General features: G+C 72.8%; 25 protein-coding genes. 16 read left to right on the top strand and 9 right to left on the bottom strand.

What is annotated here, in order from left to right; genetic code table 11:
- Positions 1-225: 225 nt before the first annotated feature.
- From KBX26_RS22250 to KBX26_RS22235, 4 genes are read right to left on the bottom strand one after another with little or no spacing between them, the layout of a single operon-like run.
- Entirely contained in the window at positions 226-831 is a 606-nt protein-coding gene (locus KBX26_RS22250; RefSeq protein WP_210866343.1) for a bifunctional 2-polyprenyl-6-hydroxyphenol methylase/3-demethylubiquinol 3-O-methyltransferase UbiG, read from the bottom strand.
- 54 nt (positions 832-885) lie between these two features.
- Positions 886-1,752, bottom strand: a complete 867-nt coding sequence (locus KBX26_RS22245; protein ID WP_210866342.1) for a carbohydrate ABC transporter permease — start codon at positions 1,750-1,752, stop codon at positions 886-888.
- On the bottom strand, positions 1,752-2,708 hold the full coding sequence (locus tag KBX26_RS22240; RefSeq protein WP_210866341.1) for a carbohydrate ABC transporter permease: 957 nt from the start codon (positions 2,706-2,708) through the stop codon (positions 1,752-1,754). Before KBX26_RS22240 ends, KBX26_RS22245 begins: the two co-directional genes overlap by 1 nt.
- Positions 2,705-4,099: an ABC transporter substrate-binding protein gene (locus KBX26_RS22235; protein WP_210866340.1), complete on the bottom strand. Its 1,395-nt coding sequence runs from the start codon at positions 4,097-4,099 to the stop codon at positions 2,705-2,707. The genes KBX26_RS22240 and KBX26_RS22235 overlap by 4 nt, the downstream gene beginning before the upstream one ends.
- 115 nt (positions 4,100-4,214) lie before the next feature.
- Here KBX26_RS22235 and KBX26_RS22230 point away from each other — a divergent pair, with 115 nt between their 5' ends.
- The 7 genes from KBX26_RS22230 to KBX26_RS22200 all read left to right on the top strand — a co-directional run bounded on the left by KBX26_RS22230 (position 4,215) and on the right by KBX26_RS22200 (position 11,535).
- Positions 4,215-5,252 (top strand): zinc-binding alcohol dehydrogenase, encoded by a 1,038-nt coding sequence (locus KBX26_RS22230; protein WP_210863029.1) that lies wholly within the window; start codon positions 4,215-4,217, stop codon positions 5,250-5,252.
- Positions 5,253-6,074 (top strand): sugar phosphate isomerase/epimerase family protein, encoded by an 822-nt coding sequence (locus KBX26_RS22225; protein WP_030336376.1) that lies wholly within the window; start codon positions 5,253-5,255, stop codon positions 6,072-6,074.
- Positions 6,071-7,489 carry a hypothetical protein gene (locus tag KBX26_RS22220; RefSeq protein WP_247676324.1) on the top strand — a complete coding sequence of 473 codons (1,419 nt, stop codon included), beginning with the start codon at positions 6,071-6,073 and terminating at the stop codon, positions 7,487-7,489. The genes KBX26_RS22225 and KBX26_RS22220 overlap by 4 nt, the downstream gene beginning before the upstream one ends.
- Positions 7,490-7,541: 52 nt before the next feature.
- On the top strand, positions 7,542-7,940 hold the full coding sequence (locus tag KBX26_RS22215; protein WP_210866339.1) for an NUDIX domain-containing protein: 399 nt from the start codon (positions 7,542-7,544) through the stop codon (positions 7,938-7,940).
- A 40-nt stretch (positions 7,941-7,980) separates the two neighbouring features.
- On the top strand, positions 7,981-8,484 hold the full coding sequence (locus KBX26_RS22210) for a DUF2267 domain-containing protein (protein ID WP_210866338.1): 504 nt from the start codon (positions 7,981-7,983) through the stop codon (positions 8,482-8,484).
- Between the two features lie 232 nt (positions 8,485-8,716).
- On the top strand, positions 8,717-9,910 hold the full coding sequence (locus KBX26_RS22205) for a hypothetical protein (RefSeq protein ID WP_210866337.1): 1,194 nt from the start codon (positions 8,717-8,719) through the stop codon (positions 9,908-9,910).
- Positions 9,907-11,535 (top strand): ABC transporter permease, encoded by a 1,629-nt coding sequence (locus KBX26_RS22200; protein WP_210866336.1) that lies wholly within the window; start codon positions 9,907-9,909, stop codon positions 11,533-11,535. Before KBX26_RS22205 ends, KBX26_RS22200 begins: the two co-directional genes overlap by 4 nt.
- 33 nt (positions 11,536-11,568) lie before the next feature.
- On the opposite strand, the gene KBX26_RS22195 is transcribed toward KBX26_RS22200, so the two are convergent.
- Both KBX26_RS22195 and KBX26_RS22190 read right to left on the bottom strand, forming a co-directional pair.
- Positions 11,569-12,807, bottom strand: a complete 1,239-nt coding sequence (locus KBX26_RS22195) for a hypothetical protein (protein WP_210866335.1) — start codon at positions 12,805-12,807, stop codon at positions 11,569-11,571.
- A gap of 26 nt (positions 12,808-12,833) precedes the next feature.
- On the bottom strand, positions 12,834-13,349 hold the full coding sequence (locus tag KBX26_RS22190; RefSeq protein ID WP_210866334.1) for an NUDIX hydrolase: 516 nt from the start codon (positions 13,347-13,349) through the stop codon (positions 12,834-12,836).
- A 51-nt stretch (positions 13,350-13,400) separates the two neighbouring features.
- Here KBX26_RS22190 and KBX26_RS22185 point away from each other — a divergent pair, with 51 nt between their 5' ends.
- Positions 13,401-13,892, top strand: a complete 492-nt coding sequence (locus tag KBX26_RS22185; protein ID WP_030336385.1) for a type II toxin-antitoxin system PemK/MazF family toxin — start codon at positions 13,401-13,403, stop codon at positions 13,890-13,892.
- A gap of 81 nt (positions 13,893-13,973) precedes the next feature.
- Here KBX26_RS22185 and KBX26_RS22180 read toward each other — a convergent pair whose 3' ends face one another.
- On the bottom strand, positions 13,974-14,618 hold the full coding sequence (locus tag KBX26_RS22180) for a flavodoxin family protein (protein ID WP_156057891.1): 645 nt from the start codon (positions 14,616-14,618) through the stop codon (positions 13,974-13,976).
- A gap of 123 nt (positions 14,619-14,741) precedes the next feature.
- On the opposite strand from KBX26_RS22180, the gene KBX26_RS22175 reads away from it, so the two are divergent.
- The gene (locus KBX26_RS22175; protein WP_210866333.1) at positions 14,742-15,764 is read left to right on the top strand and encodes a phosphotransferase enzyme family protein; all 1,023 of its coding nucleotides are present in this window, start codon (positions 14,742-14,744) and stop codon (positions 15,762-15,764) included.
- Positions 15,765-15,941: 177 nt separating this feature from the next.
- Positions 15,942-17,369 carry a rifampin monooxygenase gene (rox, locus tag KBX26_RS22170; RefSeq protein ID WP_210866332.1) on the top strand — a complete coding sequence of 476 codons (1,428 nt, stop codon included), beginning with the start codon at positions 15,942-15,944 and terminating at the stop codon, positions 17,367-17,369.
- Positions 17,370-17,373: 4 nt separating this feature from the next.
- On the opposite strand, the gene KBX26_RS22165 is transcribed toward rox, so the two are convergent.
- Positions 17,374-18,024 (bottom strand): GGDEF domain-containing protein, encoded by a 651-nt coding sequence (locus KBX26_RS22165; protein WP_030336395.1) that lies wholly within the window; start codon positions 18,022-18,024, stop codon positions 17,374-17,376.
- A gap of 264 nt (positions 18,025-18,288) precedes the next feature.
- Here KBX26_RS22165 and KBX26_RS22160 point away from each other — a divergent pair, with 264 nt between their 5' ends.
- The 6 genes from KBX26_RS22160 (at position 18,289) to KBX26_RS22135 (ending at position 23,173) form a co-directional block, all read left to right on the top strand.
- Positions 18,289-18,528 carry a DUF397 domain-containing protein gene (locus KBX26_RS22160; protein WP_030336398.1) on the top strand — a complete coding sequence of 80 codons (240 nt, stop codon included), beginning with the start codon at positions 18,289-18,291 and terminating at the stop codon, positions 18,526-18,528.
- A 134-nt stretch (positions 18,529-18,662) separates the two neighbouring features.
- Positions 18,663-19,550: a helix-turn-helix transcriptional regulator gene (locus tag KBX26_RS22155; RefSeq protein ID WP_156057894.1), complete on the top strand. Its 888-nt coding sequence runs from the start codon at positions 18,663-18,665 to the stop codon at positions 19,548-19,550.
- Between the two features lie 136 nt (positions 19,551-19,686).
- Complete coding sequence (locus KBX26_RS22150) at positions 19,687-20,730, top strand: substrate-binding domain-containing protein (RefSeq protein ID WP_245233739.1); 1,044 nt, start codon at positions 19,687-19,689, stop codon at positions 20,728-20,730.
- A 2-nt stretch (positions 20,731-20,732) separates the two neighbouring features.
- The gene (locus KBX26_RS22145) at positions 20,733-20,936 is read left to right on the top strand and encodes a hypothetical protein (protein WP_030336406.1); all 204 of its coding nucleotides are present in this window, start codon (positions 20,733-20,735) and stop codon (positions 20,934-20,936) included.
- A gap of 98 nt (positions 20,937-21,034) precedes the next feature.
- Positions 21,035-22,498: a serine/threonine-protein kinase gene (locus KBX26_RS22140; RefSeq protein WP_210866331.1), complete on the top strand. Its 1,464-nt coding sequence runs from the start codon at positions 21,035-21,037 to the stop codon at positions 22,496-22,498.
- 33 nt (positions 22,499-22,531) lie between these two features.
- A complete protein-coding gene (locus KBX26_RS22135; RefSeq protein ID WP_030336412.1) occupies positions 22,532-23,173 on the top strand; it encodes a histidine phosphatase family protein in 642 nt (213 codons plus the stop codon).
- Here the strand turns inward: KBX26_RS22135 and KBX26_RS22130 are convergent.
- Complete coding sequence (locus KBX26_RS22130; RefSeq protein WP_210866330.1) at positions 23,163-23,684, bottom strand: GNAT family N-acetyltransferase; 522 nt, start codon at positions 23,682-23,684, stop codon at positions 23,163-23,165. The two genes, KBX26_RS22135 and KBX26_RS22130, sit on opposite strands and share 11 nt — an antisense overlap.

Raw genomic sequence — 23,684 nt, 5'->3', positions numbered from 1 at the left:
CCGCGACGTGCAACCGGTGCGGCTGCCGGCTGGGCTGGTCAGCCTGGTGCCCGCCGGCGCCACCCTCGACCCAACGGCCGCCCGAGCCGCCCCCACCCCCAACTAACCCCCAGCCCCACCCCCACCGCAGCCTTCCGTCACAGCTGCGGTGATCAAGAGGTTTGCGTCAGGATGTGGCGCGAATTTGACGCAAACCTCTTGATCACCGGGGAGGCGGGGAGGCGCTCAGTCTGCTGGGCGGCGCAGCACGGTGACCGCGAACGCGGCGTCGTCGCGCCACGGGCGCAGGTCCCAGGTGGCGAAGCGGTGCTCCACGCGCAGCCCGGCGGCCACCGCGTCGGCGTCGAACGCGGTCAGCGGGTAGCCGCGTTCGGTGCCGAAGCCCACCGCCAACACGCCGTCGGGTCGCAGGTGCGCGGCCACCCGGCGCAGCACCTGCGGTTCGGTGCCGACAGCGACGAAGGCGAGCACGTTGCCGGCCAGCACCGCCGCGTCGAACGGCTCCGCCTCACCCAGTGCCGGCAGGTCCAGCTCGGCGAGGTCGGCGACCAGCCACGTCGGGCCGGGATAGTCGGCGCGGGCGGCGTCCACCAACGCGGGGTCGGCGTCCACCCCGACCACCGTGTGCCCCCGCTCGGCCAGCGCGGCGCCGACCCGGCCGGTGCCGCTGCCGGCGTCGAGAATCCGTGAGCCGGGCGCGACGAGGGCGTCCACCAGGCGGGCCTCGCCGGCCAGGTCCTCACCCTCGGCCGCGAGCTTGCGGAACCGGTCGATGTACCACTGTGAGTGCTCGGGACCGGTGTCGGTCGCCCAGCGGGTCGGGTTGGCCATGAGGCCACCGTATCCGGGCCGGTGGGGGCCGGGCGGACGACCCGGACGAGACGATCATCCCTTCTCCGCGCCGCTGGTCAGCCCTTCGGTGAGCAGTCGTTCGCTGGCGAAGAAGAGGATCACGATGGGCGCTGTGAGCACCACCGACCCGGCCATCAGCACCGTCTTGGGCACCTCCACCCCGTCGGCGAGCAGGGACAGCCCCAGCGACACCGTCCACCGGTTGGGCTTGTCGACCAGGAACAGCAGCGCGAAGAGGAACTCGTTCCAGGCGATCATGAAGTCGTAGAGCGCCACCGCCATGATCGACGGCATCGCGAGGGGCAGGCTGACGCGCCGGATGATGCCGAGCCGACCGGCACCGTCGATGGCTGCGGACTCCTCCAGACTGACCGGGATGGTCTCGAAGTAGTTCTTCAGCATGTAGACCGACACCGGCAACGTCTGCGAGATGTAGACCAGCACCAGACCGAACAGTGAGCCGCGCAGCCCGGCCCGGGTGAAGACCACGAACAGCGGGATCGCGATGACGATCGACGGGAACAGGTAGACCGCCAGGAACAGGAAGTCCACCTGCCGCCGGCCGAAGAACCGCAGCCGGGCCACCGCGTACGCGCCGGGGATCGCTACCAGCAGGGTGAGCACTGTCGCCGCGACGGCGACCAGCCCGCTGTTGCGGATGAAGGTGAGGAAACCCTGGCCGCCGTCGTCGGTGGCCTTCAACACCTCGGCGTACGTGGCCACTGTCAGCTCACCGAAGCCGACCACCAGCGCGCCGGGGTCGAGCAGCAGCCGCTCGATGGGGCGCACCGAGAGCAGCAGCATGTAGTAGAAGGGGAAGACGGTGATCACCAGGAACACGGCGATCACCAGGCGGCGCAGCCATCGCAGGCTCACCGTCTCGACCACGTCCCGGTCCATCAGCTCACCCTCCGTCCGAAGAAGCGCAGATAGATCAGCACGAACACGATGAGCACCACGGCCAGCACGACAGCCTGCGCGGCGGCGGCCCCGATGTCGGTACGGGCGGTCAGGAACTCGTACACCCGCACGCTGACCACCTCGGTGCCGGCCGCACCGCCGGTGAGCAGGTAGACGTCGTCGAACTTGTTGAACGTCATGATGAAGCGCAGCACGCCCAGCAGGGCGATCACCGGCAGCAGCTGCGGCAGCAGGATGTGCCGGAACCGCTGGGTGGGGGTGGCCCCGTCGACGCGGGCGGCCTCCTCCAACTCGCCGGGCACCGCCTGGAGCCGGGCCAGCAGGAACAGGAACGCGAACGGGAAGTAGCGCCACGCCTCGAAGATGATCACCGTGGCCAGCGCTGTCGACTCCTGGGTGAGGAACGGGACCGGGGCGTCCCAGCCGAGCAGGCGTTGCCCCCACGCGTTGACGACGCCGAGCTGTGGGTCGAGCATCACCTGCCAGACGAACGTCGCCGCGACCACCGGTGCCACGTACGGCAGCAGCATGGACGCCCGGACCAGGGTGCGGCCCCGGAACGGCCGGCGGACCACCAGGGCGGCCACCAGGCCGAGCACTATCGACCCGACGGTGCCACCGATGCTGTAGATCAGCGTGACCCACAGCGTCTCGGCGAAGCCGGGGGTGTGCAGCACCCGGTCGATGTTGTCCATGGTGAAGTCGCCGAACAGGCCGGTCTTGCGCAGCGTGGCGAGCCGGACCCGCTGGAAGGCGAGCACCACTGTCCACACGATCGGGATGCCGATCACCGCGATGGTGACGAGCAGTGTCGGCGCGACCAGCGCGAGGCCGGCCCGGGATTCGCGGCGGCGCAGGGTCAGGGGTCGGCGCCGGGGTGGCGCCGGCCGCTCCCGGGTGGGGGAGCGGCCGGGGCCGGGCGCGGTGGTGGTCAATTGACGCCCGCCTTGATGGCGTCGACGTCCTTCTTGGCGCGGTTGGCGGTGGCCGCCGCGTCGGCCTTGCCCGCGATGAGGTCGCCCAGCACCTTGGGCACCGGCAGCTCGCCGAGCATCGCGCCGACCAGCTTGCCCTGCCCCTGACTGAGTCCCCACCGTCCGAAGGTGTCCGGGCTGCGGCGCAACGTGGCCAGCACCTCGTCGCCGTACACGTCGGCGAGGGGCTTCTTCGCGTCCACGCCCGCCTGGCTGGTGTTCCAGGCGGTCAGGTACGCCTCCGGCTCGGCCGGGGTGCCCTTGCGGACCGGGAAGCGGCCCTCGGGTGACATGCCGAACCAGCGCGGGTAGCCGTCACTGAGCATGTACTCCACGAAGGACTTCGCCGGATCGGTCACCGCGCCGTCCAGCACCGCCCAGGAGCTGATCTCGCCGTACTGGGCGGGTTCGGTGCCGTTCGGTCCCTTGATCGCGGTGACGAACCCGCTGTTCTTCGCCAGGAACCCCGGGTCGGCCTGGCACTGCGGGCAGGTCGGCTTGGCGTCGTTACGTAGCCCGGCCAGCTCGTCGAGGATGAACGGGGACCAGACGACCATGGCCGCCTTGCCGGCGAAGTAGGTGGCCCGGGTGGTGTCCACGTCCTGCGCGCCCTTCACCGAGCTGGTGCGGATCAGGTCGCCGTAGAAGCGGAACGCCTCGACGCACTGGGGTGAGTCCAGGGTGACCGCGCCGGAGTCGTCGGTGAGCTGGCAGCCGTTGGCCAGCGCCAGGTGCTCGAAGGTCTGCTGGGTGAACACGTCGCTGGGGGCGGTGGCCGCGGTGATCCCGGCGACGCCGCCGGTGTTCAGCCGCGCCGCGGCGGCGGTGATCCGCTCGTACGTGTCGGGGGCGGGCAGGCCGGCCGCGGCGAACAGGTCCTTGCGGTAGACCAGCAGTTGCCCCCACCCGTCGCTGGGCACGGAGAGTTGTCCGCCGTCGTCGGAGGTCAACTCCAGCGCGCGCGGGGAGAACGTCTGCTTGCCCAGCTTGTCGACGACCTCCGCGTTCGCCGATGCGTGCAGCAGCTCGTTGCCGGCGAGCGTACGGATGCCGGCGAGGGAGACCGACCCGACCACGTCGGGCAGGTCGCCGGCGGCGGCGTTTGCGGCGATCAACGAGGGGAACTGGTCCTCGTTGACGGTCACCAGGTCGACCTGGATCCCGGTCTTCGCGGTGAAGTCGGCGATGATCGCCTTGGTGGCGGTGACCCGGTCGGCCACGTCCTCCAGACTCCAGACGGTGATCTTCTTGCTGTTGCTGTCCGGTTCGTCGTCGCCGCAGGCCAGCAGGGTGGACGCGGTCAGTGCCAGGATCACTGTGGTGGCGAGTATCCGCCTCGGAGGTGCTGACATCGATGGCACTCCTCTCGAAGGGTACATGACGGATCCAACACCTTCGATTGATCAATAGCAAGACATATGGCGATTTTTTGCTATCCTGGAACCCAGTGCTACCGGGATGTGACACATGGGCAACTGGGTGGTCTCTCTCGCCGGGCCTCGACGCATCAGCCTCGAGCCCTGTCCGCCGGATCCGCTCGGCCCCGGCCAGGTCCGAGTCCGCACCTGCTACTCGGGCATCTCCGCCGGCACCGAGCTGACCCTCTACCGGGGCAGCAATCCCCGGCTCAGCAAGGACTGGGACGACGCCGCCCGGATGTTCGTCCCCCGACAGACCCCGGTGCCCTACCCGCTGATCGGTTTCGGCTACGAAGAGGTCGGCGAGGTCATCGAGGTCGCCCCGGAGGTCACCGACCGGCATCCGGGGCAGCTCGTCTGGGGCATCTGGGGGCACCGGGCCGAGGCGGTGCTCGCCGCCGACGCGGTCCGTGCGCTCCCCACCGGGCTGGATCCGCTCGCCGCGGTCTTCGCCCGCCCCGGCGCCATCGCGCTGACCGCCGTGCTCGCCGGTGACCTGCACCTCGGCGACTGGGTCGGCGTCTTCGGGCAGGGCGTCATCGGGCTGCTCGCCACCCGGCTCGCCGTGCTCTCCGGGGCCCGGGTGGTGGCCGTCGACCCGGTGCCCACCCGGTTGGAGCACGCCGCACGGTACGGCGCGTACTCCATAGTGGACGCAACGACCACATCCGCCGCCGCCGTGCTGCGCCAGGCCACCGACGGCCGGGGAGCCGACGTCTGCCTGGAGTTGTCCGGCGCGTACCCGGCGCTGCACGAGGCGATCCGCTCCACCACCCACGCCGGCCGGGTCGTGGCCGCCGGCTTCTACCAGGGCCAGGCCGACGCGCTCGGCCTCGGCGAGGAGTTCCACCACAACCGCATCCAGTTGGTCGCCGCCCAGGTCTCCGGGCCCACCCCCGCGCCGAGCATGGCCGGCCGGTGGAGCGGAGACCGGGTCGCGCAGACCTTCATGGACCTGGTGGCCGACCGCAGCGTCGACCCGCTGCCACTGGTCAGCCACATCGTCGACGCCAGCGCGGTCGCCGACGCCCTCGCGCTGCTCGACGGCGGCGCCGGTGACGTCCTCCAAGTCGTGCTGAGGTTCTAGATGACCACCATCGCGCTGGCCTGTCAGGAACAACTCCTGCCGGGCGCCAACCTGATCCAGAAGTTCGCCCTCGCGGCCGCCCTCGGCTACCAGGGCATCGAGCTACGCGGGCGCGGCGACCTGGCCTTCGCCCGCCGGCTGCCCGAGCTGCGCCGCGCCCGCGCCGCCGGGGTGGTGATGCCCACCGTCTGCGTCGAGATGGACCACTTCATCGGCGACTTCGACGCCGCCCGGTCCGCCGACGCCATCCGCAACCTGCGCTCCCAGCTCTCGGTGATCGCCGAGCTGGGCGGCGTCGGGGTGATGACCCCGGCCGCCTGGGGGATGTTCTCCCGGCGGCTGCCACCGTTCGAGCCGCCCCGCCCGCCGGACGGCGACCGGCAGGTCCTCCTCGACGCCCTGGGCGAGCTGGGCGAGCACGCCCGGGCCGAGGGGGTCACCCTCTTCCTGGAACCCCTCAACAGGTACGAGGACCACATGGTCAACCGGCTCGACGAGGCCGTGGCGCTCTGCGCCACCCTCGGGCTGCCGTCGGTCCGGGTGGTCGCCGACACCTTCCACATGAACATCGAGGAGGACGACGTGCACCGCGCGCTGCGTGCCGCCGCGCCGTACCTCGGGCACGTGCAGGTCAGCGACTCCAACCGGTACCAGCCCGGCGCCGGGCACCTGGACTGGACGGCGCTGGTGCGTACCCTGCTGGAGCTGGACTACCGGGGGTGGCTGTCCCTGGAGTGCCGGCTGCGCGGCGACCCGGTCCGCGCCCTGCAACAGGCCGCCACCGTGCTGCGCCACGCGCTGCCCCGGCGGGCCGCCGCATGACCGCCGGTGCTGGGCAGACAGGTGTCGGCGCGCCCGCCGCCGAGTCGGCCCGCAACGGCGTGCCCGCCGACTCCCCAGCGACGCGCGCCGACGCCGCCCGCACCGGTGGCCCGGCCGACCCGAGCGGGCTGCGTCAGCTCGCGGTCGACACGCTCGACGCCAACTGGGAACACGACCACACGGTGCCGTCGCGCACCCTCTACCCGCACCAGTGGAGCTGGGACTCCGCGTTCATCGCGATCGGGCTGGCCCACGTCCGCCCCGAGCGCGCCTGGCGGGAGCTGGCGAGCCTGTTCCGGGCACAGTGGGCCGACGGCCGGGTGCCACACATCGTGTTCAACCCGGCGCTGCGGGTCGGCGCGTACTTCCCCGGACCGGAGATGTGGCGCTCGGCCGACGTGCCCGGAGCACCGGCGGTGGCCACCTCCGGCCTGGTCCAACCCCCGGTGCACGCGCTCGCCGCGTTGCTGGCGTACCGGCGGGCACCCGACCCCGCCGGCCTGGCCGCGCTGCGCCGGCTCTATCCCGCGCTGGTCGCCCAGCAGCGCTACCTGGCCGACCGGCGGGACGTGGCCGGCGACGGGCTGGTCTGCGTCGTGCACCCGTGGGAGTCCGGGTTGGACAACAGCCCGGCCTGGGACGAGCCGATGGCGGCGGTGCCGGCCGAGGCGGCTGTCATGTCCGCGTACCGTCGGCACGACACCGCGCACGCCGACGCCGCGCACCGCCCCACGGACCTGGACTACGCGCGTTACCTGGCGATCGTCGCCGCCTACCGCGACCACCGTTACGCCGACCGCGACCTGGCCGCCGGTCACCCGTTCCTGGTGGAGTGCCCGCTGTTCAACGCGGCCTTCGGGGCCGCCGAACACGCCCTCGCCGAGGTCGCCGCGCTCGTCGGCGGCGACCCCGGGCCGCACCGGGACCGCGCGGCCCAGATCACCGAAGCCCTGGTACGCCGGCTGTACGACCCGGACACCGGCACGTTCCAACCCCGCGACCTGCGCACCGACCGGGTGGTGAGCGCCCGGACCGTGCTCGGGCTGGCACCGCTGATCCTGCCCGACCTGCCGAGCCGGCAGGTCGACGCGCTGGTCGTCGAGGCCCGCTCGGCGCGTTTCGGGGTGGCCCGGCGGATGGACCGGCCGTTGCCCACCTACGACCGCACCGCGCCCGACTTCGAGCCGCTGCGCTACTGGCGCGGGCCGAGCTGGCTCAACATCGGCTGGCTGATCCGGCGGGGGCTGCTCACGCACGGACACCCGGAGTTGGCCGCCGGGCTGCGCCGCTCGATGGTCGGCCTGGTGGCCGGGGCCGGCTGCCACGAGTACTTCCACCCGGACACCGGCGCCGGGCTGGGCTCACCGGCGTTCAGCTGGACCGCCGCGCTGCTGCTCGACCTGCTGGCCGACTGAGCGCGGGATCCGGGTGGTAGCGTGCCCGATCCCACCGGCCGGAAGGAGCGTCGTGCGCGAGATCGACAAGGTGGCCTGGATCCTCATCGAGGACGGCAGGGTGCTGAGCACCAGGTCGCAGGGGAAGGACGTCTGGTACCTGCCGGGTGGAAAACGCGAGCCCGGCGAGACCGACCTGGAGACCCTGCGCCGGGAGATCGACGAGGAGTTGAGCGTCGAGGTCGACGTGTCCGGCGCCGTGCACCTGGGCACCTTCACCGCTCAGGCACACAGCCACGCGACCGGCACCACAGTGCGGATGACCTGCTACCGAGCCGGCTACCAGGGCCGGCTTCGGCCGGCGAGCGAGATCGCCGAGATGGCCTGGCTCGGGTACGCCGACCGGCACCGCACCTCGGCGGTCGACCAGATCATCTTTGACCACCTGCTGGCCGAGGGGCTGCTGACCTAGCGCCAGTTTGTCGCGCCCGGCCAGGGGTAACCGCCCGAGCGTGACCGACGGCGACGGGTTCCCGTACTTCATCGACGCGGTGTCCAACCGGTCCGGCCTGCCGGCCGAGCAGGCCGCGGTGCTCGCCCGGGCCGTACTCCAGACCATTGCCGAACGGGTGATCGGCAGCGCGCCCGGCGACCTGGTGGGGCACCTACCGGACGAGGTCGGCGGCTACCTGAGCGGCCCAGCCCCGGATGCGGCCGGGACCGGCGGACCGACCCCGGATCCGGTGGTGCCCGTCGGCTCGGACCCCGGCATGGACGCGATCCACACCGGCGTGGGTCTGGATGTCGGCGGCGCCACCGCCGTTCCACCGCCGGACGCCGGCCCCGCCGAGTTCCTGCGGCTGGTGGGAGAGCGCGCCGGGGTGGACCCGGCCACCGCCCGGGCCGGAACCGGGGCCGTTTTCGCCACCCTGCGGGCGGCGATGACGGTACGGGAGTTCCGGGAGATGGTGGCGCGACTGCCGCGCGACGGCGGCGGCAGCCCCAAGTTCCCGTAGTCCGGCCCGTACCCGCCCTGACCGGCCCCTGCGGCGAGGTCCGCTCGCGTTGCACGGGGTTGATGGGTCAGCGCCGCGTTCGGTACTTTCGCCTCTCATGCCGAGCAGTGCGGGGGCAACGCGATGGCAGAGCTGTCTGGTCCGAGCGGGCAGAGCACCACCGGGTGGCCGACCGATCACGATTGGTCCGCCCGCACCCACGACGACCAGATCCGCTGACGCCGTGTGGCGAATGGTCCGGTCGCAGCTGCGGAACACTCCCGGCCGATCGCTGGCGATGTTCGCCGCTGTCCTGATGGCGACCACCGGTTTCACGGTGCTGACCGGTGCCGCGAGCACCTCCCGGCTGGTCGCGAGCGGCTCCGTCGACGGGCAGTTCCGGCCGTCGTACGACATTCTGGTGCACCCTGCGGCACCGGTCACCGGCCTGCTGCATCAGGACCGACCCACCGCGGCCTACGGCGGCATCGCGCTGGAGCAGTGGCGGCAGATCGAACAGGTCCCCGGCGTCGAGGTGGCCGCCCCGCTGGCGATCCTCGGAATCGCCGACATCCAACCCGACCTGCGGGTGGACGTGACAGAGCAGGTCGACCGGGCGGCCGAGCGGCAGGTCATCGAGATCGCCCGCCGGATCAGCGGGGACCGCGGACTGAGCACGGTGACGGCCGCGCCGGCCTACATCTACGTGTCCCGGCGGCCCCTGGTGCCGCTGGCCGACCTGAACAGTCAGGCGTTCATCTACGCCGACGGCACCCGGGTTCGCCAGCCCACGTCCGCCGCCGAGTGCCCCGGCACCGGTGGCGGCGGCCCGCTGGAGGTGCAGCCGGACGGCCGGCGTCGGCAGGTGTGCGACATCGCGGCGGGCAGCTTCGACCCGGACGCCCGGCGCACCCAGGTCAGCACCATCGAGGCGTACCAGTTGCTCCCCGACGGCACCTTCCGGCGTGCCTCCGTATTCACCTCCGGCCGGCCGGCGTCAGTGGTGCCGGCGACCGCCCGGCTGGAGATCCAGCTGCCGTCGGTGGCACCGGCGGTGATCGCCGCGATCGATCCGGCGGCTGAGGCGCGCCTGGTCGGCCTCGATCAGGCGGTGCGTCAGGGCCGCTACCTGACCGGGGTCGACGCCGTCGCCTCGGCGGGCCGCGTCGCGGGGACTTCCGCCCTGCCGCCGAGCGGCCCGGCCGGCCGGACGCTGCCGGTGCTCGCCGCCGACACCCTCGCCGTGGACGAGCGGATGGACATCTCCGTGTCCCGGCTGACCGGCCGGGTCGCCGACCAGGTGCCCGGCACCGCGACGCAGGCGCTCTGGCCGCTGCTGAACGCCTCGGCAAAGGGGCCGTCGCAGGCGGCCCGGCACGACCTGGCGCGACCTACCGCGCCCGGCTCGATGCCGCAGTGGCCGAGCGCGCTCCACTCTCCGCCATGATGACCCTGCTCCGGCCTGGACCGCCGACCTACGCGCCGCAGCCGGACGGGAGCGACCAGCTGCTGCCCCGATCCGACGGGCCCGACGCGGCCGACCCGACGATCGACGACGCGTGGCGGGACTCGTGGCTCGCTACCGGCGGTGTCGCCACCGGGGATCCGGTGAGCCTGGTCGACCGGTCGGGGTGGTCGGTCGCCCCGGTGGGCAGTTTCACGCCCGACGCGCTCGAATCCGCCGCCGGCGCCGCGCAGCAGGCACTCGACCTCTACCGTCCGACCCCGCCGGTGGGTGCCGACGCGCGCTCGCGTGATCTGCTCGGCGACCGTCCACTGCTTGCCACAGACGACCCGCTCGGTTACCCGCGCCACCCGCCCAGCCTGGTGACCAGCCTGACCGCCGCCGGCGAGCTGTACGCGAGCGTCGCGCCGGCGTTGGCCGCCGCCCCGCTGAGTTCCGTGCGGATCCGGGTCGCCGGGATCGACCGGTTCGACGCGGTGGCCCGGGAGCGGGTCCGGATGGTGGCGGACGAGGTCGTACGGCAGACCGGCCTCACCGTCGAGGTGGTCCTGGGTGGATCGACGGTACGCAGTCCGGTGCTGCTACCCGCTGGCGAGTTCGGTCGCCCCGACCTGAACCTGGCGGAGGCGCGTACCCGCAAGGGTGTGGCGACCGAGATCGTCACCGCCGTCGATCGGAAGAACATCCTGCTGCTGGGGCTGCTGCTGGTGGTCTGCGTTCTGCTCGTCGGCAACGCGGTCTCCACGGCGGTTCGGGTCCGCAGACGCGAACTGGCCGTCCTGGCCTGCATCGGTTGGCCGGGCTGGCGGCTGAGCATGCTGATCCTCGCCGAGACCACGGCGCTCGGGCTGACGGCGGGCGTGCTCGGCGCCGGCCTGTCGGTGCTGCTCGGTCGGTTTGCCGGAGTGCAGGTCTCCGATGCGGTGACACTGCTGTGCGTGCCGCTCGCGGTGCTGCTGACCGCGGCGGCCAGCGCCCTGCCCGCACTGCGGGCCGCCCGGACCCGGTCGGCGGAGGCGCTACACCCGAGCGTGACACCGGCCCGACGAGCCGCGGCGGGAAGCCTCGCCGGGCTCGCGGTGGCCAATCTCCGACGGGCACCCGCGCGTACGATCGCCGGCGCGACGAGCCTGGCGGCGGGCGTCGGCGCGGTGACGCTGATCCTGGCGGCGCTCTGGGCGTTCAACGACGGCATGGTGGGTTCGCTGCTCGGTGAGGCGGTCTCCGTGCAGGTGCGCGACGTGGATCTGGTGGCGGTCGGCGGGGTGCTGCTGTTCGGGGTGCTCGGCGTGGCCGACGTGCTGTACCTCAACGTGCGGGAACGCTCGGCGGAGTTCGCCACGCTCCAGGCCGTGGGCTGGCCCGACCTCACGCTCAACCGCCTCGTGGTCTACGAGGCGCTCGGCGTCGGCGCGCTCGGCTGCGTCCTCGGGGTAGCCGCCGGTCTCGGCTCGGTCGCCCTGCTGGTCGGCCGGGTGGACGGACGGCTGGCGCTGGTGGCGCTGGCCGTCACGGGGGCGGCGCTGTTGCTCACCGTGCTCACCGCGCTCGTGCCGGCGATCCTGATCCGACGGTTGCCGATCGCCGATCTCCTCGGCGAGCAGTGACGAGGACTCGGGCCACGGCTCGCCGCTCCGGGGTCACCGGTCGGCGGCGTCAGCCTCGGGCAGCTCCTCCGGCTCGCTGATCCAGGCGGAGAAGACCGGCACCGCGTGCCACGGTCCGGTGCCACCGTCGCCCCGGGTGTCGGTGGCGACCGCCACGACGGCGTACGGGTGACCGAAGCGCAGCTCGGCGGTGCGGGCGACGCCCTCCGGCGGCAGACTGGTCAGCCCGAACATCCCGGTCACCGCCGCCGCCTCGAAGCCGTACCGGCCGAACCGGGCCATCGCCGTCTGTCGCGCCTCGACGTTCTCGATCGGCAGCGCCATCGTCTTCGCCACTGTTGCCGACGCGGCCGGGAAGCCGAGCGCCGGGGCGGTCAGGTCGTGCTCGCTGTGGGCCGACCAGCAGGGGAGTACGGCGTGGTGTCGCTCCTCGCGGCCGCCGGCGGCCCGGGTGCGTACCCGCTGCTCGGTGACCGTCCACAGGGGAGCATCGCCGAGCGGCAGGTCGAACAGGGATCGGCTGTCGGCCGGTTGCGCGCCGTCGGCCGCGCCGGCGCTGAGGTCGTACGCGACGGCCAGCACGTCGGCCGGCAGCACCTGCGGCGCGGCGGCCACCGAGACCACCACCAGCCCCGCGCCGTCGGTTGTCCGGGCCGGCGCGGCGTGCACGATCACGTCACCGGCCCGCGCGGTGGTGACGATGGCACACCGGTGGCCCTGGCTCGGGCTGCGCAGCGCCCGCCGCAACTGGCCGGCCCACGGGCTGCCGGCGCCGAGTGCGCGGGCGTCGGCGACGTCGAACGGGGTGGCCCAGGACACCCGGGTGGCCAACGCGCTGGCCAGGGCCAGCACCACGTCCGGCCCGACCCGCAGGGGGAACGCCTCGATCAGGCCGAGGGTGTGCTCACGCGCCCAGGCGTCCAACCCGGCCTGGTCGGGCAGGACGCCGACGGCGGTGGTGGTGGGCAGCGCGGCCCGCCACGCGGCCGGCCCGTTGACCTGCCCCGGCCGGTGCCAGAGCGCGGTGGCGGCCCCGACCAGCGGGTGCGGCGCGTCCAGCAGGGTTCGGGCGACCTCGGCGGCGTCCGCCGGGTCGGTGCCCAGGGCGTGCGTCAGGTCCCTGGTGGCCGGGTCGGAGGTGCCCGCCGCAGCGGCGCAGACCGCGAGCAACAACCAGGCTCCGAGCGGGGACGCGACGTGATGCCGGTCGCCGATCGTCGCGTGCAGCCGTGCGGCGTACGCGGAGAGGGGCCCGTGCAGCGCTGTCGTCATGCCCCTACTCTGCCCGCCGGCCTGGCTCACGACCACAGCTCGAACGGCTCGTCGATCTCCGTGCCGGCGAGGAACGGGGTGATCAGCCGAGGGAGCTGCCCGGGGTAGAACCGTTCCCGGCTGGCCACCACCTCGGGCAACGGCCACCAGCGGAAGCCGAAGTAGTCCTCCCGCTCGTAGTCGAGCCGGTGCGTCTCGTCCACGTCCGGGCCGGGGCCGGCCAGTCGGACGGCGACGACAACCTCGTCCTGCAGGTGCCGTACCTGGCGGTGCAGGAAGCTGGCCCGGCGCCGCCAGGTCGGCGCGCCCACCTGGTCGGCGCTGATCACGATGCCGGTCTCCTCCCGCAGCTCCCGCACCGCCGTGTCGCGATGGGTCTCACCGGGATCCATGCCGCCGCCCGGCAGCTCCCACCAGGTGCCCAACCGGGGGTGGTCCGGGTCCCGGGTGTGGAACAGCAGGACCCGTTCGGTGCCGTCGGTGACCACCAGCCGCACCGCACGTCGCTCAAGGATCGGCAGGTCGCGGGGGAGCTCGTCCATCGGGCCAGTCTGTCGCACCCGCCCGCCACGGCGGCGGGTAGGCTGCCCGCCGTGGCTGGTCTGTTGAGGAATGTCGCGGCGCGTATCTCCCGGGTGGGTGCGGTGATCCCGTCGCCCCGGCGTACCGGGCCGGCGCCCGCGCAGGTGGCTCGCCGTCGTCAGGTGAGCGCGTTGCAGCGTCGGGAGCTGACCTACGCCCCGGAGCGCGACGGTCAGGCCGACCCGGGCGAGATCGTCTGGACGTGGGTGCCGTACGAGGACGACCCCCGGCAGGGCAAGGACCGGCCGGTGCTGGTCGTCGGGCGCCACAGCCGGACCCTGTTCGGGCTGATGCTGTCCAGCCAGAGCGAGCGCGACGGGCAGCGGCACTGGTTCGCGCTCGGGCCGGGGGAGTGGGACCGCGACAACCGGCCGAGCTGGGTCCGGCTGGACCGGGTGCTCACCATGCGCGAGGACAGCATCCGCCGGGAGGGCGCCGTGTTGGACCGGCCCCGGTTCGACCGGGTCGGGCAGGCGTTGCGCGCTGGCTACGGCTGGCGCTGACCGCGCCGGGTCCGGCCGGGGCGGATCGGTAGCGAGCCGCGCGCCGGGCTTCCCCAGCGGTGGGGCACCTGGCGGTGAGGTCTATTCGCGGCTCGGGCCGACCCCGGCACCCTTCGCGTCCGGCGGCGGGTAGGGCTGGTCGGCAAGGAGCCGGGCCAGGTGTGCGGTGTTGAGCGCCAAAGCCTTGGTGGTGCGGCCGGTGGTGTCGGGCTTGGGGCCGGCGTCGCGGTAGTCCACTGTGTGCAGTGCCTCGCCGACCCAGTAGGTCGCGGCGGCGGCGGCAATGGTGAACCCGACCTCGTTGAGTGCCTGCTGCACCTCGCCGATGGTGTGGTGGGCGCCGTCCTCGTTGCCGACCACGGCGACGCCGGCCACCTTGCCGTAGGTGCGGAGGCGGCCCTTGGCGTCGGTCTCGGAGAGTTCGGCGTCGAGGCGTTCGAGGACCATCTTGCAGACGCTGGAGGGCTGACCGAGCCAGATCGGCGTGGCGATGATCAGCACCTGGGCTGCCATCAGTTTGGCGCGGATGGCCGGCCAACCGTCGCCGTCGCCCTCGTCCGTGGACACCCCGAAACGCACATCGTGATCGACTACCCGGATCATTTCGCCCTCCACGCCCTGCGTGGCCAACTCGGCGAGCACTTCCCGACCGAGCTGCTCGGCGCTCGACGGCGCGGGCGACGGTTTGAGGGTGCAGTTGAGTACGAGGGCGCGGATGGTCGCCACGTCGGTTCCTCTCGGCGGTCGTAGCTGGTGCCGGTATCCCATACCCGGATAGGACGTCTCAGAACACCCCGGCGACCGGCAAAACCGCTGGGTCGGTGGCCGGAGCGCTGGCATGGTGTCCGCATGGAGCAGGACGACGCGCGGCAGGTGGCCGAACAGGTACGAACGGGCTTCGGCCTGCGCCTGTCCACGATGGAGCGGGTCACCTCCGGCGCTGACCAGCATGCCCGACTGTGGCTGGCTCAGGCCGCCGACGGCTGTCGGTACGCGGTCAAGCTGAGCGGTGGCGGCACCCCGGCCGGCCTGGTCGTGACGGCGTACCTGGCCGGACAGGGGGTGCCGGGCATCGCCGCGCCGCTGCGGTCCGTCGGCGGACGGCTGTCCATCGACCACGACGGCCGCCGCCTCTCGGTGGTGCCGTGGGTCTCCGACCAGCGGGCGCTCGACGGCCCGATGACCGACGCGCACTGGCGGGCGTACGGCGAGGTGCTGGCCGCCGTGCACGCGGTGCCGGTGACCGAGGAGCTCAGCCGGTTGCTGCGGACGGGCGGGGCGGCGTACCCCTCGATCGTGACCGCGACCCGGGCGGTGGCCGAGCGGCTGCGCGACCCGGACCCGGGGGATCTCGCGGACCCGCTGGTCGCGGACCTGGTGGGGGTGTGGTCAGCGGTGGCGGACCGGCTGCGGTTCCTGATCCGTGAGGTCGAGCGCCGCGCGGCCGAGCAGCGCGACCGGCCCGGCTCGCACGTCGTCTGCCACGGTGACCCGCACCTGGGCAACCTGCTGCTCGGCGCGGACGGGCAGGTCTGGCTGATCGACTGGGACGACGCGGTGCTCGCCCCGCCCGAGTGCGACCTGATGTTCGTGCTCGGCGGGGTGCTCGCCTTCGCGCCGATCACTCCCGACCAGCAGCGGGCCGTGCTCGCCGGCTACGGCACGACCGAGGTCGACAGGGCGCGCCTGGCCTGGTTCCTCGCGGTCCGCGCGCTCGACGACCTCAGCGACTGGACCCGGCAGGCGTTGGACCTCGACGCCGAGGCGGCCGACCGGAGCCGCGCGGCGCGGATCGTGCGTGGGCTGGTGTCACCGGTGGGTCTGGTCAGCCTCGCCGACACGGCGTTGCGCGACCTCGACCGACAGCGCTGAGCGGCGGCAGGCCGGCTACGGCGGGCCCGTCGGCTACGCGGGCAAAAAGGAAGGCAAAGAGCGAACACGCTCCCTGCCACCTCCAACATATATCGCACCCCTGGCCTTGCGGCAAGACCCGGGTGGTGCAGCAGAATCTCCAGCCGACGCCCAAATCTGGGAAAATCGGGGGATTCCATGATCGATGTGATCATTGCTGGCGGTGGGCCGACCGGCTTGATGCTGTCCAGCGAGTTGCGACTGCACGGGTTGCACGTGCTGGTGCTGGAGAAGGAGACCGAGCCGACGAGCCACGTGCGCGCGCTCGGCCTGCACGCACGCAGCATCGAGGTGCTGGACCAGCGAGGTTTACTGGAGCGGTTCCTCGCGGTCGGGCAGCAGCACCCGGTCGGGGGCTTCTTCGCCGCGATCTCCAAGCCGTCGCCGGGCGGGCTGGACACCGCGCACGGGTACGTCCTCGGCATCCCGCAGACCGTCACCGACCGCCTGCTGAGCGAGCACGCCAACGAGGTCGGCGCCGAGATCCGGCGCGGCAGCGAACTGGTCGGGCTGAGCCAGGACGACAGCGGGGTGACGGTGCGGCTGGCCGATGGCACCCAGCTGCGTGCCCGCTACCTCGTCGGCTGCGACGGCGGTCGCAGCACCGTACGCGGGCTGCTCGGCGTCGGCTTTCCCGGCGAGCCCAGCAGCGTCGAGACCCTGCTCGGTGAGATGGAGGTGGGGGTGCCGCCGGAGGCGGTGGCCGAGGTGGTGGCCGAGGTCCGCAGGACCCATCTCCGATTCGGTCTCGGGCCCCTCGGGGACGGGGTGTACCGCGTCGTCGTCCCGGCCGAGGGGGTGGTCGAGGACCGCACGGTGCCGCCGAGCATCGAGGACTTCAAACGCCAACTGCTGGTGTACGCGGGCACCGACTTCGGCGTGCACTCACCGCGCTGGCTCTCCCGCTTCGGTGACGCCACCCGGCTGGCCGAGCGGTACCGGGCCGGCCGGGTGCTGCTGGCCGGCGACGCGGCGCACATCCACCCGCCGACCGGTGGGCAGGGGCTCAACCTCGGCATCCAGGACGCGTTCAACCTCGGTTGGAAGCTGGCCGCCGAGATCGCCGGCTGGGCGCCGCAGGGGCTGCTGGACAGCTACCACAGCGAACGTCATCCGGTGGCCGAGGACGTCCTGACCAACACCCGGGCGCAGATGCTGCTGCTCTCACCGGAGCCGGGGCCCCGCTCGGTGCGCCGACTGTTGTCCGAGCTGATGGACTTCGACGACGTCAACCGGTACCTGATTGAGAAGGTCACCGCGATCGGGGTCCAATACGACTTCGGCGAGGGCCACGACATGCTCGGTCGTCACCTGCGTGACGTACGGCTGAAGCGCGGGCGTCTCTACGAGCTGATGCACCGGGGCCGCGGCCTGCTGCTCGACCAGACCGGTCAGCTCTCGGTCGCCGGTTGGGCGGAGCGGGTCGACCATGTCGTCGATGTCAGCGAGGAGTTGGACGTGCCCGCGGTGCTGCTACGGCCGGACGGCCACGTGGCGTGGGCTGGCGACGATCAGAGCGACCTGCTCGGCCAGCTGTCCAGGTGGTTCGGCGCGCCGGTCGCCTGAGCGGTCAGCGCTCGGTGAGGAACGCGCTGTCGACCAGTTGGCGGGGCGACCGGGCGCCCCCGAGGCTCTTGGCCTGGTACATGGCCGCGTCGGCGCGGCTGAGCGCGTCGGTGAGCTGGGCCGGGCCGGTCACCGGGGCCAGCCCGACGGAGGCGGTGACCCGGACGCTGCACCCGCTCAGCCGGATCGGCGCGGCGACGGTCTCGCTGAGCCGGCGGGTCGAGTGCTCGATCCAGCGGCGGTCGACGGTGGGGCTGGAGAGCAGACCGGCGAACTCGTCGCCGCCGAGGCGGGCCACGAGGTTGTCCCCGGCGAAGCCGGCGAGCCGCTCGGCCACACTGATCAGCACCTGGTCGCCGGCGGCGTGCCCGTACCGGTCGTTGATCTGCTTGAAGTCGTCCAGGTCGAGCACCACGGCGATCAGCGGCTGGCCGGCGGCGTCGGTGAGCAGGGCGGCCGCCAGGCGGTAGAAGGCGCGTCGGTTGGGCAGCCCGGTGAGCGGGTCGTGGCTGGCGGCGTGCCGCTCGGCGGCCAGCTCGGCCTGGAGGTGGCTGATCTCGGCCTCGGCGCGCACCGCCCGGCGGCGTAGTTGCCAGGAGGAGAGCAGCGCGCCGGCCGCGCAGACGCCGGAGGCGACACTCATCGGATCCGGCACGAACCCTCCCATCGCCGCGACCGCCTCCAGCCTTCGGTTGACGCGGCGCGCCGCGTCGGGCCCAGTTTTGCCTGATCGTTGCCCGTGTGGGGGTAACACAAAGTGAACGGATGGGCACCGATCATGTGCGTTATCATGCTCGCCGTCGGATGCAGATGCAATAGCAGATGCACGTGCAGAACCGTCCAATGTCGATACCGCACCCCCTCGCCGTTACCGCTCCTCCCACGGCCACCGGCGGGCTCGTAACAGAAAGACGCCTCCATGCATCAGCCACCCAATGGCGTACCGATCCCTCAGTTGCCCCCGCTGAGCTGGCAGAAGAGCCGCCGCAGCAATCCCAGCGGCAACTGCGTCGAACTCGCCGAGCTGCCCGGGGGAGCGGGCATAGCGGTCCGCAACTCACGACACCCGGAGGGGCCGGCCCTGATCTACACAGTGGACGAGATCGCCGCCTTCGTTCTCGGCGCGCGGGACGGTGACTTCGACCACCTGATCAACTGACCGTCGGTTGTCCCGGCGACGGGACTTATTCACCGACGTGGAGGAGTTCATCTCACTGTCGGTCCATGGCATGCTTACACGTCGGCCGGGCCGGGGCGCCCGGCCGCCGTGGGTCGGTGTCCGGAGGTCCGCACGTGACGATGGTTCCCGCCGAGGGTGGCCCGACAACCGGGCCGACCGTGCTGCGCATGCTGCTCGGCGCCCAACTGCGCCGCCTCCGGGAGTCCAGCGGGGTGACCCGGGAGGGCGCCGGTTGGGAGATCCGCTCCTCCGAATCCAAGATCAGCCGGATGGAGCTGGGCCGGGTCGGCTTCAAGGAGCGCGACGTCGCCGACCTGTTGACGCTCTACGGCGTCACCGACGAGCACGAGCGCGACGCCCTGCTCAAGCTCGCGCGGGACGCGAACAGCCCCGGCTGGTGGCACCGCTACGGCGACGTGTTGCCGTCCTGGTTCCAGTCGTACCTGGGCCTGGAGGCCGCCGCCGCGCTGATCCGTAGCTACGAGGTGCAGTTCGTGCCCGGCCTGTTGCAGACCCCGGAATACGCCCGGGCGGTGGTGCTGCTGGGGCACGGGACGGCCGGTCCCGGCGAGATCGACAGGCGCGTCGCGTTGCGGATGCAGCGTCAGCAGCTGCTGCACCGGGAGAATCCGCCGCAGCTCTGGGCCGTGGTGGACGAGGCGGCGCTGCGCCGGCCCATCGGTGGCACCGAGGTCATGCGCGGTCAGCTGACCGCGCTCATCGAGGCGACCAAGTCGCCCCACATCCGACTCCAGGTGATCCCGTTCGCCGCCGGCGGTCACGCCGCCGCCGGGGGCGCCTTCACCATCCTGCGCTTCGGCGACCAGGAGCTGCCCGACATCGTCTACATCGAACAGCTCACCAGCGCCATCTACCTCGACAAGCGCGACGACCTGGATTACTACGCGGTGGCGATGGAACGGCTCTGTGTCGAGGCCGAGCCGCCGGAGCGTACGGCGGAGATCCTCGACCGGCTGCTGGACGACACGTACCCCGTCTGATCCTCCGCCGCGCCGGCCCCGCGGGCGGGGTCCCTCAGTTCACGTATTGACCGACGCCGACCGGTCGGGCTAGTCTCTGTATCGATACAGACTGGATCGATACAGAGAGGTGCCGGTGAAGCCAACACTGCAAGCCGTGGCCGACGCCGTCGGCGTCTCCCGCAGCACCGTGTCCAACGCCTACAGCCGCCCCGACCAGCTCTCCGCCGCCCTGCGCGAGCGGATCCTGGACGCCGCCCGGCAACTCGGCTACCCCGGCCCCAACCCCACCGCGCGCTCCCTGCGTCGAGGCTTCGTCGGGTCGATCGGGGTGCTGTTCACCTCGCAACTGTCGTACGCCTTCACCGACCCGTTCGCGGTCCGCTTCCTCGCCGGTGTCGGCGCGGCGGCCGAGCGGCACGGCACGAGCATGCTGCTGGTGCCGCTGCCGCCGGCGGTGACCGACGCCCGGCGGGCGGTGGAGAACGCCGCCGTCGACGGGTTCTGCGTCTACTGCGTCGCCGACGAGGAATGGGCGTTGGACGTCATCCGTCACCGCGGGCTGCCGTACGTCAGCACGGCGCCCCGCGACAACGCCGGCGCCGACGAACGGTACGTCGGCATCGACGAGCGGGCCGCCGCGCGCAGTGCCGCCGCGCACGTCGCCGGGCTCGGGCACCGTCGGGTGGCGTTGCTCGCCGACTCCGTGCTGCCCGACGCGCCGGCCGGCCCGCTCACCGTGGCCGGGGTCGACCAGGTGCCGCATCCGACCACCCGGGGCCGGCTCGCCGGGTTCGCCGACGCCTTCGCCGAGGTCGGCGTCGGCTGGGCGGAGTTGACAGTCGTCAACGCGCCCGGCAACAGCCGCAAAGCGGCGGCGGCGGCCATCGCCGAACTCTTCGACCAACCCGCACCGCCGACCGCCGTGCTGGCCGGCTCCGACGTCCTCGCGCTCGGTGTGCTGGACGCCCTGGCCGCGCGGCCGGCCCATGATCGTCCAACCGTCTCGGTGACCGGCTTCGACGACGTCCCCGAGGCCGCCGCGGCCGGTCTCACCACCGTCCGGCAACCGGCCGAGGAGAAGGGCCGGATCGCCGCCGAACTCCTGCTCGACCCGCCCGCGGACCCCGCGGCCGGTCACGTGTTGCTGCCCACCGCACTCGTCGTCCGGGACTCCACCGGACCTGTCCCGAGGAGTTGACCATGGAACTGCCCACCGGATACGTCACCGCGCTCGACGCCATGAACCGGCACGTCAACTCGGCCCGACCGGACGCCCCGGTCCAGGTCGAACACCCCCGCCGGGCACTGCTCGCGCCGACCCGGGTGGCCACCGCCCTCGCCCTGCGCCGGCTCGCCGACCGCATCCAACCGCGACCGCTGCCGGGCACCCCGCGCTGCTCCTGACCCGAACCAACCCCATTCCGGTACGCACGGGACGATCAGTACGGGTTCGGGCACGCAGAGTGGTCGACAGCGGCGTTGCCAGGCAGACTGGGGAAGCCATGTCTCCGCTCCGGCCCACCCTCCGCCTCCACGACCGCTACGTGCTGCACGAGCGGATCGGTCTCGGTGGCATGTCCGAGGTGTGGCGCGGCGACGACGAGGTGCTCGGGCGGCCGGTGGCGATCAAGGTGCTCGCCGGGCAGTTCGCCACCGACCCGCAGCTGCGGGCCACCATCCAACGCGAGGCCCGCGCGGCCGCCCGGCTGACCCACCCCCACGTCACCCAGGTGTACGACTACGCCGAGGCGACCCTGGCCGACGGCGTCGTCGTGCCGTACCTGGTGATGGAACTGGTCGACGGTCACAACCTGGCTGACCGGCTACGGTCCGGGCCGATGCCCTGGCCGGAGGCGGTCCGGATGGCCGGGCAGATCGCCGCCGCGCTGGCCGCCGCGCACCGCATCGGCGTCGTGCACCGCGACGTCAAGCCCGGCAACGTCATGCTCACCGACACCGGCGCCAAGGTGCTCGACTTCGGCATCGCCGCGCTCGGCGGCCTCGACAGCCAGTCCGGCGAACCGGTGATGGGCACCCCCGCCTACTTCGCCCCGGAACGGCTCACCGCCGGCCCACCCGACCCGGCGAGCGACGTGTACGCCGTCGGCGCGCTGCTCTACCGCACCCTCACCGGGCAGGCGCCACTGCCCGTGCAGAGCTGGGAAGACGCCCTGGAGGTGCACCGGCGGGGCACCCCGGTGCCGCCGCTGCGGGTGCCCGGCCTCCCCGCCGACATCGCCCAGCTGACCGTCGCCTGCCTGGCCGCCAACCCGGCCGACCGGCCGAGCGCCGCGCAGCTGGCCCGCCGCTTCGGCGCCGGTCAGCCGGTCGAGCCGCCCACCGAGCTGCTGCGCGTCCGGCCGGCCGCCCACCCGCCAACCCTGATCGACCGGTCGGTTCTGGCGCGCCCCGTCCCGGCTCCCGCCGTGCCGGCCCGACGTCGACAGCGTCGGCCCCTCGCCGCGCTCGTCGCGGCCGTGCTGGCCGTGCTGGTCGGCGTCGGCGCCCTGTTCGCGCAGAATCCGTTCGACAACCCGGGCACACCCGACCCGGCAGAGATCGCCGAGGCGCCCTCGACCTCCGCGCCGGCCCCCGCGCCCACGACGCAGTCGCCGACGCCGGCCGCACCGTCCACGCCGTCCGTGCCCCCCGCCAGCACCGCACCGCCGACGGGCGGGCAGCAGATACCGGTCAGCTTCCGGGAGGTGACCAGCGAGTTCGCCGCCGTCCTCGCCACCGCCGTCGCCCGCGGCGACGTCGACCCGAAGACCGCCGAAGACCTGCGCGACGACCTCGCTGACCTCAACCGCCGCAATAGCAGGGACCGCGCCAAGCGCGTCGACGACCTGCGGGACCGCATCGCCGAGTTGGTACGACGAGACCGCCTACCAGCGCAGACGGGCGCGAAGCTGGACGCTCTGCTCACCCAGGCGGGCGGCTCCTCCTTCGGCCGTACGGACGACTGATACCTCCGTCGATACCGCTGGCATGATGTCCCGATGCGGACACGTCTGATCTTCGTGCGACACGGCGAGTCGGTCCACCAGCTCGAAGGAATCGTCGGTGGGCCGCGTGGTTGTCGGGGCCTCACCGCCCTCGGCCACGAGCAGGCACACCACCTGGCCAACCGGCTCACCGGTGAGGTCGCCGCCGACGGGCCGGTGGCGGTCTACTCGTCGGTGCTGCGCAGGGCCGTCGAGACCGCGCAGCCGATCGGTGCGGCGTTCGGCGTCCGGCCCGTGGCCGACTGTGGTCTCTGCACCTGGCACACACCCCCGTACGCCGACGGCCTGCCGACCGCCCTCTTCCGCACCGACCACGCGGTGGCGGGCGGCGGCGTGTTCCGTCCGTTCGAGGAGGGCAACGAGAGCTGGGCCGAACTGGTGGTCCGCGTCAGCCGCGCGATCATGGAGATCGCCCACCGGCACCGGGGCTCCACAGTGGTTCTGGTCGGCCACAGCGAGACCGTCGAGGGCGCGTTCCACGCGCTCGGCGCGCAGCCGGTCTTCCGGGCGTTCGACCTGGACGTGCCCCCGGCCTCGATCACCGAGTGGACCACCGACCACGACCCCGGCGGGTGGCCACCGGCCCGCTGGACGCTGCGGCGTTTCGGCGACAACGGCCGGTGGGCTAGAGCGTGATCCAGTACCGCCGTGCGGAACCGGGTTCGGTGTCCCGGATCTCCTCGGGGACGCCGCCGTGGTGCTCGATCGTCGCCGCCGACGCGACGTTGTCCGCCGCGCAGACCAGCAGCACCCGACCCAGCCCGAGGGCCCGGGCCGTACCGAGCATCCGGCCCAGTGCCCACGTCGCCAGCCCACGCCGACGCGCGGACGGCCGGATGCCGTAACCGATGTGGCCCGCGACCCGCAACAGGCGGTCGTCGGGCCGGTGGCGAAGCGCGATCCCGCCGAGCACCCGGTCTTCCTCGACGATCCACCGGTACGTGCACACCGGGCCGGCGTCCGGCCGTTTCCCCGGGTCGGACTGGTCGGCCAGCCGGGTCACCCAGGCCGCGAAACCCTCCGGCGAGCGCACCTCATCTGTCGACCGCAGCCCGAACCCGTCCTCGTGCGGGCCAGGACCCCACTCGTCGTGGGCCGCCAACCAGGGGGCGTGCAGGCGGACGGTCGGTGCGACCAACTCGGGCAT

Origin of the sequence: Micromonospora sp. C97, assembly GCF_018070385.1 — a bacterium.
Classification (GTDB): Bacteria; Actinomycetota; Actinomycetes; order Mycobacteriales; family Micromonosporaceae; genus Micromonospora; species Micromonospora parva.
Note: the sequence above shows the minus strand (reverse complement) of the source record. Positions and strands in the feature narration are given on the sequence as shown.

Coding starts and splice junctions, on each gene's coding strand:
- KBX26_RS22250 (WP_210866343.1), bottom strand. CDS start 831: ATGGCCAACCCGACCCGCTGGGCGACCGACACCGGTCCCGAGCACTCA.
- KBX26_RS22245 (WP_210866342.1), bottom strand. CDS start 1,752: ATGGACCGGGACGTGGTCGAGACGGTGAGCCTGCGATGGCTGCGCCGC.
- KBX26_RS22235 (WP_210866340.1), bottom strand. CDS start 4,099: ATGTCAGCACCTCCGAGGCGGATACTCGCCACCACAGTGATCCTGGCA.
- KBX26_RS22230 (WP_210863029.1), top strand. CDS start 4,215: ATGGGCAACTGGGTGGTCTCTCTCGCCGGGCCTCGACGCATCAGCCTC.
- KBX26_RS22225 (WP_030336376.1), top strand. CDS start 5,253: ATGACCACCATCGCGCTGGCCTGTCAGGAACAACTCCTGCCGGGCGCC.
- KBX26_RS22220 (WP_247676324.1), top strand. CDS start 6,071: ATGACCGCCGGTGCTGGGCAGACAGGTGTCGGCGCGCCCGCCGCCGAG.
- KBX26_RS22205 (WP_210866337.1), top strand. CDS start 8,717: ATGGTCCGGTCGCAGCTGCGGAACACTCCCGGCCGATCGCTGGCGATG.
- KBX26_RS22200 (WP_210866336.1), top strand. CDS start 9,907: ATGATGACCCTGCTCCGGCCTGGACCGCCGACCTACGCGCCGCAGCCG.
- KBX26_RS22195 (WP_210866335.1), bottom strand. CDS start 12,807: ATGACGACAGCGCTGCACGGGCCCCTCTCCGCGTACGCCGCACGGCTG.
- KBX26_RS22190 (WP_210866334.1), bottom strand. CDS start 13,349: ATGGACGAGCTCCCCCGCGACCTGCCGATCCTTGAGCGACGTGCGGTG.
- KBX26_RS22175 (WP_210866333.1), top strand. CDS start 14,742: ATGGAGCAGGACGACGCGCGGCAGGTGGCCGAACAGGTACGAACGGGC.
- rox (WP_210866332.1), top strand. CDS start 15,942: ATGATCGATGTGATCATTGCTGGCGGTGGGCCGACCGGCTTGATGCTG.
- KBX26_RS22160 (WP_030336398.1), top strand. CDS start 18,289: ATGCATCAGCCACCCAATGGCGTACCGATCCCTCAGTTGCCCCCGCTG.
- KBX26_RS22145 (WP_030336406.1), top strand. CDS start 20,733: ATGGAACTGCCCACCGGATACGTCACCGCGCTCGACGCCATGAACCGG.
- KBX26_RS22140 (WP_210866331.1), top strand. CDS start 21,035: ATGTCTCCGCTCCGGCCCACCCTCCGCCTCCACGACCGCTACGTGCTG.
- KBX26_RS22135 (WP_030336412.1), top strand. CDS start 22,532: ATGCGGACACGTCTGATCTTCGTGCGACACGGCGAGTCGGTCCACCAG.
- KBX26_RS22130 (WP_210866330.1), bottom strand. CDS start 23,684: ATGCCCGAGTTGGTCGCACCGACCGTCCGCCTGCACGCCCCCTGGTTG.